At 61.5% G+C, this 11,672-nt stretch carries 7 protein-coding genes and 1 pseudogene; 3 read left to right on the plus strand and 5 right to left on the minus strand.

Translation table 11 applies throughout. The features are described 5' to 3' along the window. Positions 1-8 precede the first annotated feature (8 nt). The 3 genes and pseudogenes from ASG77_RS03380 to ASG77_RS03385 all read right to left on the minus strand — a co-directional run bounded on the left by ASG77_RS03380 (position 9) and on the right by ASG77_RS03385 (position 2,340). Positions 9-1,037, minus strand: a complete 1,029-nt coding sequence (locus ASG77_RS03380; protein WP_056341054.1) for a DctP family TRAP transporter solute-binding subunit — start codon at positions 1,035-1,037, stop codon at positions 9-11. 72 nt (positions 1,038-1,109) lie between these two features. Continuing rightward, positions 1,110-1,226 (minus strand): annotated as a pseudogene (locus ASG77_RS22970) (hypothetical protein); the annotation flags it as partial. 85 nt (positions 1,227-1,311) lie between these two features. Then, entirely contained in the window at positions 1,312-2,340 is a 1,029-nt protein-coding gene (locus ASG77_RS03385; RefSeq protein WP_056341056.1) for a substrate-binding domain-containing protein, read from the minus strand. A gap of 255 nt (positions 2,341-2,595) precedes the next feature. Here ASG77_RS03385 and ASG77_RS03390 point away from each other — a divergent pair, with 255 nt between their 5' ends. The 3 genes from ASG77_RS03390 (at position 2,596) to ASG77_RS03400 (ending at position 4,927) form a co-directional block, all read left to right on the plus strand. After that, a complete protein-coding gene (locus ASG77_RS03390) occupies positions 2,596-3,954 on the plus strand; it encodes an NAD(P)H-dependent oxidoreductase (RefSeq protein WP_056341057.1) in 1,359 nt (452 codons plus the stop codon). 125 nt (positions 3,955-4,079) lie between these two features. Next, positions 4,080-4,391, plus strand: coding sequence for a putative quinol monooxygenase (locus ASG77_RS03395; RefSeq protein WP_056341060.1), 312 nt, complete (start codon positions 4,080-4,082; stop codon positions 4,389-4,391). Continuing rightward, a complete protein-coding gene (locus ASG77_RS03400; protein WP_156380161.1) occupies positions 4,391-4,927 on the plus strand; it encodes a gluconokinase in 537 nt (178 codons plus the stop codon). Before ASG77_RS03395 ends, ASG77_RS03400 begins: the two co-directional genes overlap by 1 nt. A 193-nt stretch (positions 4,928-5,120) precedes the next feature. On the opposite strand, the gene metH is transcribed toward ASG77_RS03400, so the two are convergent. Together metH and ASG77_RS21045 are read right to left on the minus strand one after the other, a co-directional pair. Further along, positions 5,121-8,771, minus strand: coding sequence for a methionine synthase (gene metH, locus ASG77_RS03405; RefSeq protein WP_056341061.1), 3,651 nt, complete (start codon positions 8,769-8,771; stop codon positions 5,121-5,123). 686 nt (positions 8,772-9,457) lie between these two features. After that, complete coding sequence (locus tag ASG77_RS21045) at positions 9,458-11,659, minus strand: S8 family serine peptidase (RefSeq protein WP_082575802.1); 2,202 nt, start codon at positions 11,657-11,659, stop codon at positions 9,458-9,460. Positions 11,660-11,672 lie beyond the last annotated feature (13 nt).

The raw sequence follows: 11,672 nt of genomic DNA on the forward strand, positions 1-11,672 counted from the left end.
CCGTCACCTCAACGTCCAAGGAATTCAAGGCTTGACTGGACGAATTCCTTGCCTACCTTGCCCTCAAGCTCGGGGTAGACCTTCTGCGCTGCCGCCTGGAACTTTTCCCTGGCTTCGGGCGTCAGCTCGTTGATCTTCACGCCTTCGCCCTTGAGCTTGTCGAGGGTTTTGGTGGCTTCGTCGTTGTCGTACTTTGTCTTGAAGTCAGCGGTCTCGTCCGCTGCTTCCTGCAGGACCTTCCGGGTGTCCTCATCGAAGGAGTCCCACTTCTTCTTGCTGAACCCAAGGACGAAGCCGTCGGAGATGTGGCCCGTCAGGGAGAGGTAGTCCTGGACTTCGAAGAACTTGTTGTTGACTGGAACTTCCAGAGGGTTTTCCTGGCCGTGGATAGTGCCGAGCTGCAGGGCGGTGTAAACCTCTTTGAAGTCCATCGGCGTCGGGTTGGCGCCCAGTGAGCCAAAGAACTTAACCCAGAGGTCATTCTGCGGTACGCGGAGCTTCAGGTCCTTGAAGTCCTCGGGCTGGGTGATGGGACGCATCGAGTTGGTGGTGTGCCGTGGAGTACGGGTCAGCATGGACACGCCCTTGATGCCCAGCTTGTCCAGTGAGCCCAGCAGTTCCTTGCCCGGTTCGCCTTGGAGGTACTTGGTGACCTCATCCGTGTCCTTGAAGAGGTAGGGAAGGCTGATGGCATTCATTCTTGGTTCGAAGGACGCGTATACCGAGGTGGACATGATGGTCGAGTCCAGCGTGCCGTTTCCAAGCAGGTTGACGGCGGCGTTCTGGTCTCCGCCAAAAAGGGTGCCGTCGGGGAATGTCTCGACCTTGACCTTGCCGTCGCTCAGCTCGGCAACCTTGTCGGCGAAGTGCTTTCCAGTGACGCCCACGGAAGAGGTTGCGGGGTCGCCGAGGCCGAGGCGGATGGTGGTGCTGGGCGCGCCGGCGCCGGGCGCCCCGCCCCCGCCGCAACCGGTGAGGACAGTAGTAACGGTGAGTGCAACGGCCACAGCTACGGTGGCGAGGATGCGCTTGGGCATCTGATTCTCCTTTGAATACTTGCTGGTTCCTGGCCTACACGGACAGGGGTACTGATGCTTTGATGGCGGTGATTAAGCGTCCTGGGCTGTGCGGATATGGTCGAGAAGGGCTGCTCTTGCTGCTTTCTCGTCCCGCTTGCCCAGTGTTTTGTAGACGCGGCGGTGCTCGCGCAGGCTGCCTTCCCGCCGTGAATCATCCCGAAGTGGAACCGGTACACTTTTTTACCACACGCCGGCGGGGCTGTAAACCGTTGGGAGCGGATGCCAGCTTGGATTACTTTGTGAAGTGCACCCGGGCAACGCTGGACCGTTCGACCAGTTCGGCGGCTACGCGTATGATTTTGGGTTCTCCCGACGTCTTGCCCTGCGTGTTGGACAAAGCGAGCTGCACAGAGTGCCGGGCGAGCAGATCTATGGGTTGCCTGACGATTGTCAGGGCCGGGGTCATGAGTTCGGTCCAAGGTGAATCTTCGAAGACGATGACGGACAGCGTCCCAGGGATGTCTATTCCGGCGTGGGAGAGGCGCCGCAGAACTTCGGTTACCTGGGCGGTATTTGCCACCACCAAAGCGGTGGGCGGCTCCTCGATGCTGAGCAGCGCCGACGCGGCATCTCCTCCCGCCGACCCGCGGAACGCGGCGTGCCGGATGAGGAGCTCATCCTGCTCCAGGCCGGCTGTTTCCAGGGCTTGCCGATAGCCGGCGATCCGGTCCCTTCCCGTAGATGAGGCAGCGGGCCCGGAGATGATCCCGATGCGGCGGTGGCCGTGGGCGGCGAGGAGCGCAGTAGCAGACCGCGCGGATTCAAAGTTGTCGATGCTCACCACGTCAACTTCGGGAAGCGAAGGAATTGATCTGTCGACAAAAACCACATCAGTCCCGAGGTCCTGAAGCTGCTTCCAGATGGCCAGGTTGTTGCCGGTCGGGGTGGCGATAATCCCACTGACCCTGCGTTCGATCAGTGTCGCCAGACGCTCTGACTCCAGCTGGTCATCCTCCTGCGTGGTCATCAGCAGCACCTGAATTCCGCGGGCGTGCGCCTCCTGCACCACCCGGTCGGCGAGTCGGGCGAAAAAGGGGTTCGAGACATCGGCGAGCAGCAGCCCCAGCGTAGTAGGCGGGCCAAACTTGAGCTCCCTGGCCGCCGTGCGGGGATGGTAACCGAGGTTCTTCATGACGTCGTTAACCCTGCCCCGTGTGGCTTCAGCGACTGGACCTGATCCCGGGTTCAGCACCCGGGAGACGACTGCAACGGACACCCCGGCCACCTGGGCAACATCGCGGATGGTCGGTTGTTTCTGCACGCCTACTCCTTAGGTGGCACTTCCTGGACATCTGGAACCTTTTTCAGCCTAGGGCTTGACCTTGGCCCTGCCCCTGTGACATAAAAGTGTACCGGTTCCACTTATTTTACCTTAGTTCGATCCCGGTTGGTCTGCAGCCTCACCACCAATGGCGGCGAGCCGCAAGGTGAAAAGTAGGAGCCCAAAAGCTGCGGTTGATCCCAGACCAGCCCGCATCCCTTCCGGAACAGCGCCGTATCCCTTGAAAGGCAACCCATGAATCTGCACCATCTCCTGACCCAGCGCGAGGCCGACGGAAAGCCCATCCGGGTTGGCCTGATCGGCGCCGGACGCTACGGGACGATGTACCTGGCCCAGGCAAACAACATTCCGGGCATCCACGTCGTCGCCATCGCAGACATCAACGTCAAGCGCGCTGAAGGTGCTTTTGAACTCGTTGGATGGCCCAAAGACCAGATCGCTCCCGACATAGCAACCGCCCTGAGGGACCGCTCAACCGCGATCGTGGCCAACGCTGATGAGCTTTTCGACGTCGACATCGACATCATCGTGGAAGCCACCGGCAACCCCATCGTTGGCGTCAAGCATGCACTGCGCGCCATCGAAACGAAAAAGCACATCATCATGGTCACGGTTGAAGCCGACGCCCTGGCAGGGCCCGCCCTGGCCAAGCGGGCAGAAGCAGCCGGCGTTGTCTACTCAATGGCATACGGCGACCAGCCGGCCCTGATCATGGAACTCGTCGACTGGGCCCGCACCAGCGGATTCGACGTCGTCTGCGCCGGCAAGGGCGCCAAATTCCTCGAGCACTACCACGAGATGAACCCCGACAACGTCTGGGAAAACTGGGAATTCTCCAAGGAACTCACCGACTCCGGGCAGCTGAACCCCAACATGCACACCTCGTTCCGGGACGGCACCAAGGCCGCCATCGAAATGGCCGCCGTCGCCAACGGGGCAGGACTGGTCCCCTCTGACACCGGGCTGACGTTCACGCCGGGAGACGTGGAGGAAATCGCCTCAATCTGCCGGCCCGCCGACGTCGGAGGAGCCCTCGCACACGAAGGGACCGTCGACGTCATGTCCAGTGTCAACCGCGACGGCACCTGGATCCCCCACAACACCCAGGAAGGCGTTTTCGTCGTCGTGAAGGCCACCAACGCCTACGTCTCCGGCTGCTTCAACGAATACCCCTGGCACCCGGACCCCACCGGCCAGTACGCTGCCCTGTACCGCCCCTACCACTACGTCGGCCTGGAACTGAACGTATCCATCGCCAACGCCGTCCTCCGCGGAATCCCCACGGGTTCACCCATCGGGTTCTTTGGCGACGTGGTCGCCACCGCCAAAAAAGACCTTAAAGCCGGTGAATTCCTCGACGGCGAAGGCGGATACACCGTCTGGGGCCAACTCGTTTCCGCGAAGCACTCCGTGACTACCGGTGCACTGCCAGTCGCGCTGGCCCACCACGTGGAACTGCGCAATGACGTGGCCAAGGGCGGAATCGTCCGCTGGGAAGACGTCATCATGGACGACTCGCTCGACCAGGCCCTCGAACTGCGTCGCGAAACCGAGGCCCTTGCCCTTGAGGAAAACCTCGCTGTCCGCAGCTAAGTCTGAAGGACACTCAGCGGATGTTCGTCGCGGACTGACGCACTTTAGCCGTCGGTCCGCGCCGCGTCCTCAAGGACCCTCCCACGCCCCTCCAGGGCACCCTATGAAGCAAGGAGAACCTCACCGTGACCATCGTCGTCACCGCTGCTTTCAGCCCGAAGGAGGGCGCCTTCGACCAGGTCGTCGCCGCCCTCTCCCCCGCAATCAGCGAAGTCCACCAGGAACCCGGCTGCCTGCTCTACGCGATACACGAAGCCCCAAACAACCAGATCCTCATGATCGAGAAATGGGAATCAGCTGCGCTGCTCGACGCCCACGGCCAAGGTGAACCGGTCAAACGCCTGAACGCCTCCCTCGAAGGCCTGCTGGAAAAACCCGTCGTCGTGACCCGGCTGGTGCCGATGCCCGCAGGAACAGCGCAACAGGGAGCGCTGTAGTGCATGGCCCCCTTGTCGTCATGGGCGTGTCGGGCTCGGGCAAGACTAAGGTCGGCGCTGCCCTGGCAGCCCGGCTCGGAGCAACCTTCAAGGACGCAGACGACCTGCATCCCTTGGCGAACGTCGAAAAAATGACAGCTGGCGTACCGCTCACCGATGAAGACAGACGGCCCTGGCTTCGCCTGGTCGGCGCAGAACTCGCGGGCGAACACCCCCATGGGATCGTGGTTGCCTGTTCGGCCCTCAAACGCGACTACCGTGACGCTATCCGCGCAGCCGCTCCTTCCACCAGGTTCGTCCTCTTAAAGGTCGACCCTTCGGTATTGAAGGAGCGGTTGGTCCAGCGTCCAGGACACTTCATGCCTGTATCCCTTCTCACCTCACAGCTGGAGACGCTCGAGGCCCTGGAAGCAGCGGAAGCCGGAATGACCGTGACATCCGAAGGCGGCATTGAAGCGCTCACTGATCAGATTCTTGCAAATCTGTGCCAAGGACATTTCGCAGTACCGGTCGGTACCGATCAGAACGAAAGATGAGACTCCAATCCGACGCCCCGGGCGCCATCGTACGTCAACTCACGTACACCCAAACCTGACGTCAGGAAGCCCCACAAACACTGTCACGATAGGGTCCAAATCGTGTTTCCTAATTGCCTTCCGATGGACAGCTCAGATTCCAACCAGCTACGTGGATGCATTACATCCGCCCAGGCCAAAGACCGGCTTCAACTCACACCTTGAAGTACTTGGCCTCCGGGTGGTGGAACACGAACGCGTCGGTGGACTGTTCGGGGTGCAGCATCAGCTCATCGCTGAGGACCACGCCCATCCGCTCGGGTTTCAGCAGGTCCGTCACCTTGCGGCGGTCCTCCATGTCAGGGCACGCGGGGTACCCGAGCGAGAACCGCGCACCGCGGTATTCGAGCTTGAACAGGCCGGCCTTGTCCTTCGGCTCCTCGGCGGCGAAACCCAGCTCCGAGCGGATGCGCGCGTGCCAGAATTCCGCCAGCGCCTCGGTGAGCTGCATGACCAGGCCGTTGAGCTCGTAGTAGTCGCGGTACTGGTTGGCAGCGAACATCTTGGACGTGAACTCTTCGATCTTGGCACCGGCTGTGACCAGCTGCACCGGCAGCACGTCCACCTGCCCCGATTCGCGGGACCGCACGAAGTCTGCCAGGCACAGGTGCCGGTCCCGGCGCTGGCGCGGGAAATCGAAACGCAGGCGCTCGGTGCCGATCGGACCGCCGGAACCACCGTCGGGGGCGAGGAGTCCCGCGGTGCCGAGGACGCCGTCGTGATCCTCCCCATGGTGCAGCACCACCACCTGTTCCCCTTCGGCGACCACCGGGAAATAGCCGTAGGCGACGGACGCATCAAGCATTCCCTCGCCGAGGATCCGGTCCAGCCAGTACCGCAGGCGCGGCCGGCCCTCACGTTCCACCAGTTCCTCGTAGGAGGCGCCGTCATCGCCGCGGCCGGGCTTGAGCCCCCACTGCCCCATAAACGTGGCGCGCTCGTCGAGCATGGCCGCGTAGTCGTGCAGTGCCACGCCGCGTACGATGCGCGTGCCCCAGAACGGCGGCGCGGGCACGTGGTTGTCGGCGGCGACGTCGGACCGGCCGGGCATGGCCTCGGGCTCGGTCACGGTGAACTTGGGGCCGCCCTTGTGGATCCGCTTCTTCAGCGGCGGAAGGCCGACGGCGTCCGGGTCGGCGCCGCGGGCCACCTGCACCAGCGGTTCCATGAGCGCGAGCCCCTCAAAGGCGTCCTTGGCGTACCGGACGGTTCCTTCAAACTGCTCCGCCAGGTCCTGCTCCACGTAGGCGCGGGTCAGGGCTGCGCCGCCGAGGATGATGGGCCACTTCTTCGCGAGGCCCCGGGACTGGAGTTCGGCGAGGTTTTCCTTCATCACCACGGTGGACTTCACCAGCAGGCCGGACATGCCGATCACGTCGGCGTTGTGCTCCTCAGCTGCGGCCATGATCTCGGCGATCCCCTGCTTGATGCCGATGTTGATGACTTTGTAGCCGTTGTTGGTGAGGATGATGTCCACCAGGTTCTTGCCGATGTCGTGCACATCGCCGCGGACGGTGGCGATCACCATGGTGCCCTTGCCCGAGGAATCCGACTTCTCCATGTGCGGCTCGAGCAGGGCGACGGCGTTCTTCATCACCTCGGCGGACTGCAGCACGAACGGCAGCTGCATCTCGCCGGCGCCGAAGCGCTCACCCACCACCTTCATGCCCTCAAGCAGCTGGTCGTTGATGATGGCCAGCGGGGCCATGCCTTCGCTGCGTGCAAGGTCGAGGTCCGCTTCGAGTCCCTTGCCTTCGCCGTCGATGATGCGCCGCTGCAGGCGTTCGCCGGTGGGCAGCGCCGCGAGTTCCGCGGCGCGCTGGTCCTTGAGCGCTGCGGTGTCGACGCCGGCGAAGAGGTCCAGCATGATGTTCAGCGGGTCGTACGTGACGTTGCCGTCGGCGTCGTATTCGCGTCGGTCATAGACGAGGTCCAGTGCCACCTTGCGCTGCTCCTCGGGCAGTGAAGCGAGCGGAACGATCTTGGCCGCATCGATGATGCCGCTGGTCAGTCCCGCCTGCACGGCCTCGTGCAGGAACACCGAGTTCAGGGCCATGCGCGCTGCCGGGTTCAGGCCGAAGGACACGTTCGAGACGCCGAGGGTGGTTTGGATGCCGGGGTACTTCGCGGTGATCTGGCGGATGGCCTCGATGGTTTCGATGCCGTCCCGTCGGGTTTCTTCCTGGCCGGTGGCGATGGGGAAGGTCAGGGCGTCGACGATGATGTCCTCGACGCGCATGCCCCATTCGCCCACCAGGGCGTCGACGAGGCGGGAGGCGATGGCCACCTTGCCCTCGGTGGTGCGTGCCTGGCCCTGTTCGTCGATGGTCAGGGCGATCACGGCGGTGCCGTGTTCCTTCACGAGCGGCATGATGCGCGCGAAGCGGCTGTCCGGGCCGTCGCCGTCCTCGTAGTTGACGGAGTTGACCACCGGGCGGCCGCCGATGTGTTCGAGCCCGGCCTGCAGTACGGCCGGTTCGGTGGAGTCCATGACCAGAGGGAGTGTGGAGGCCGACGCGAAACGCGAGACGATCTCCTTCATGTCGGCCACGCCGTCGCGCCCCACGTAGTCGATGCACACGTCGAGCAGGTGCGCGCCGACGCGGACCTGCTCGCGGGCGATGTCGACGCAGTCGTCCCAGCGCTCTTCGAGCATTGCTTGGCGGAACGCCTTCGAGCCGTTCGCGTTGGTGCGCTCACCAATGGCCAGGTACGCGGACTCCTGGTCGAAATTCACGTGGTGGTAAAGGGAAGCGATGCCTGCTTCACGCTCCGTGGGAACGCGGCTGCCGTCGGCGCCCCTACCGCCGCTGGTGACAGCGGCGCTGGTGCGGAAGGGCGCAAGACGCTCGACGACGGCGGCCATGTGTTCCGGCGTCGTACCGCAACAGCCGCCCACGAGGCCCAGGCCGAATTCGCGCACGAACTGCTCGTGCGCGGTGGCGAGTTCACTGGGCGAGAGGGGGTAGTGCGCGCCGTTGGGGCCGAGGACAGGGAGGCCGGCGTTGGGCATGCAGGCGATGGCCACGGAGGACTGTTTGGCGAGGTGGCGCAGGTGCTCGCTCATCTCGTCCGGCCCGGTGGCGCAGTTCAGGCCGATGGCGTCGACGCCGAGCGGCTCGAGCGCGGTGAGCGCCGCACCGATCTCGGAGCCCATCAGCATGGTGCCGGTGGTCTCGACGGTCACCGTAACGAAGATGGGGAGCCGGATGCCGCGGGTCACGATGGCTTGTTTGCAGCCGTTGACCGCGGCTTTGGTCTGCAGGAGGTCCTGGCTGGTCTCGATGAGGAAGGCGTCCGCTCCGCCGTCGATGAGGCCCTCGGCCTGCAGGGCGAAGGTCTGCTTGAGGTAGTCGTAGCTGGTGTGCCCGAGGCTGGGGAGCTTGGTGCCCGGCCCCATGGAGCCCAGGACCCACCGCATCCGTCCGTCTGTTTTTTCTGCCGCTTCTGCTCGCTCGCGGGCGATCTCTGCGCCCTTCCGGGCGAGTTCCTCGATCCGGTCATCGATGCCGTAATCAGAGAGGTTGGACCAGTTGGCCCCGAAGGTGTTGGTTTCGACCGCGTCGATGCCGGTGGCGAAATACGCGTCATGGATGTCTGCGAGGACATCAGGGCGCGTGTCGTTGAGGATCTCGTTGCAGCCTTCCAGGCCCTGGAAGTCCTCCTCGAGCGACAGCTCCCTGCCCTGCAGCATGGTGCCCATGGCCCCGTCGGCAATAACGACCCGGTGGTTCACTGCATCCAGGAGCTCCTGGGCGCGGACGGGGCGGGGGACGGAGTCTATATCAAGCGCAAAACGAGGCATTTAGACAGGTTACGTCTGGCGACTGCAACGTTGCGCTGTGTGTCCGTGTACTACGGGGGTGGATGGTGGGCTACCTACGACCTCGCTCCAGTGATTGGTCACGGCTGCGAGGCCGACAGTTGACATTCCGTAACGTGAATATCTTTCCGAGGGTTCTGACAACCCGGCCCGTAGCCGTATCCGGAGCGGCGGAGATTAAGATGAACGGCGAAGCGGTTGCTATAAAGTACTTCGGGGCGAAAGCCCACATACTTCAAAGGCGTAGGATTGAATCGTCAGACAGCGACTCGCCTAATGGCTCCGGCATGCTGATCGTTGCGATCGACGCATCGGCAGGGCTCCCGACGGCGCTGCCGGATCGGCTACCGCCCAACGCCTCTGGCTTTGACCATTTCAACTTGGCCTCACTGGCGACACAGGCAGCGACCGCGGCCAGCAGAACCTGTCCTAGCAAATCAAGGGCCATCGGGGACGTGGCCTCGGCAAGGCACGGGTGCACTGGACCTCGCGGACAACGCAGCCCAACTCTTTACAACCGATGACGCAACCGACAGACCGCAGGCCAAAGGCAACGCCAAGGAAGAGATACGGATACTACTCAAAGCCCGCTGTCGCGCCACGCCTCCACGCTACATCGGAACTCAAGCCTTGTTGAAAATGGCAAGGGTGCGCCGTCACGACAGGCCTCAAGGTTGTGTGGTGACCCTGGCTGCGGGCACGGGCAGGGGCGTAAGAATCGGGAATTGACTCCGAACTAGGTCGTGCATTGCTACATCCTTTGGCCCTTCAAGGGTCACCAACAGCGCCCATGACAAGTCCGGGGCATTATTCGTGAGACGCCCATCTTCCCTGGCGAGATGGGACAATTCAACTCTGGGCCTATAGACGTTGCCGGTTTGGAATTTCCGCGAAAAGGTCCGAAGTGTGTCCCACTTTCCTTCTTCCCTCAGCACAGTTTCGGTGTTGCCACGGTAGCCTAGTGACATCGATACGGGATCTGTCGCCGCAGTCCAACCATTTGCAGTTAGTTGTGCAATCAAAGCTTTGTCACGAACGAGATGTAGATTATATGTTTTGGCATTCTTTTTAGAAAATACAAACTTCCGCGCATCCGGGCGTATGCGAATAGTTAAACCTGCTTTTGTATATTCCACGGGATCTTTAGGATCCACAGCAGTGCTTGTTGCCAGAGTATAACGGAGCGATATAGAACTACTGGTTGCGGCATCAGGCACTGGCAAAAGAAGCGGTATGAACTCATCACGAGAAATTACGCCCTCAAAAAGCACATGTGCGATTTGGCCTTCGTCATCGCTGATGAATTCCCAATCCTCACGGAGTGCGCCATGACCAACTTCGGTGACGGGCAGTCTGGCCGCTACAGGAAGAGCGAAGTGCGCATTGAATGCCCTGAGACTGACGGGATTTACACGGCGGGGGCCCAACCTCTGCGCCAAGTCGGCCATGCCGTGGACGACGTGCGGGGCGGAAGCGCTAGTACCCGCCATCGAAGCAACGGTTCCATTGTTGCGAACGAAGTTGAATCCAACTTGGTCCGTCCCACCGAAAGCGATTCCATCAGGTCGAACTCGCCCGCCGACGCGGCCTGGGCCTTTGGCGCTAAAGATTGCTCGTCGAGGCCTTGGAGATCTGGATGAACTCGCCCCCACCGCCATCCCATTAACCATGTCTCCTGGCAATAGAATTCCATCTTGGCCTGTTTCGGAGCTCTGCTCTCCGTTGTTCCCTGCCGCGGAGACAAACAATACATTTCGCTCATGGGAAAGTTGATCCAACTCATGTGTCCATCGATCCACTATGTCCGACTCTGCGAAGCGTTCGGGCGCAGTTGATATAACGACAACCTGGTAGTCGTTCTCAGCGACACGCTCCTTGATCATGTCGAGGAGCCAATACATTTCAAAGCTATTTTGATTAACTTGCGGCCATACACGGTAATGATCAATGGTCATATTAGCGGGCATCAAAGGGTTTTTGGGATCGGGACCGTACAGCAACGCACTTGTAACTAGCGAACCGTGATCATCAGCTCTTGAGTCAGGAAGAATGTGACCCAGAGGAATTTCCCGCACCCTGCCTGCCCAGTATGGTGAGGCAGCATCTACCCCACCATCAAATACAGCTACTCGCAGCGGTCGTGAAGTTTCTACTAGGCTCATTGGCACCGGGAGCAGGATGCTTTCTGGCAATTCGACGACCGTTTCAGCATGTCTTGGTCGAGGCATTGGCGACAATTGCCTGAGGCCATTGAATTGCAGAGCCTCTTCTACCGATTCTTGATCGAGGCGTACTGGAACGTAAGTGAGTCCGCCGCTTTGCCGGATCCAGTCTTGGACGTGCGATCCTCCAAGGCTTGCGATGAGCTCAAACCAACGCTGCTGCGTGACCTCTGACGCGTAGTCGGCCGCTCCGCTCTTCCCCGCCTGAGGGTGGAGTACAGCCTCCCAAGTCTCAAGTTGCCCAGTGCTGGCTTCATTTGGCGGACCGGCGTACTTTGGGTGTGCCAGTTCTATCCGTTCTATCGCTTGGATGTTGAGCCTCACCCTCTCGGACACGGCGCTGCTTTCGGGATGCTCCAAAACCTCGATCAAGGCGGCCAAACTTTCAGCGTCACCTGAAGCCAATACCGTCTTCGTATCCGCATCACTGATTTCCAAGCGGGTCTGCGTTGCCTGCCGTGTACCTCGGGCCGGAATACTCCCAATCGCCGTTGCCGAAACGGCCTTCAGTAGGTCGACAGGAAAATAGCTATTGGCTAGGAACTCGGGGCGAAGAGTAGCCCGAAAAACAAGTTTTTCACCCTTCAGTCGGTCAGGTAGGTTAAGGGCTTCCTCGTAGGTCTTGACTGCTTGTGGCAGTAACTGCACAACGCTATCCTTC

This window comes from Arthrobacter sp. Soil762, assembly GCF_001428335.1.
In the GTDB taxonomy this organism is placed as follows: Bacteria; Actinomycetota; Actinomycetes; order Actinomycetales; family Micrococcaceae; genus Arthrobacter.

Coding starts and splice junctions, on each gene's coding strand:
- metH (WP_056341061.1), bottom strand. CDS start 8,771: ATGCCTCGTTTTGCGCTTGATATAGACTCCGTCCCCCGCCCCGTCCGC.
- ASG77_RS03380 (WP_056341054.1), bottom strand. CDS start 1,037: ATGCCCAAGCGCATCCTCGCCACCGTAGCTGTGGCCGTTGCACTCACC.
- ASG77_RS03390 (WP_056341057.1), top strand. CDS start 2,596: ATGAATCTGCACCATCTCCTGACCCAGCGCGAGGCCGACGGAAAGCCC.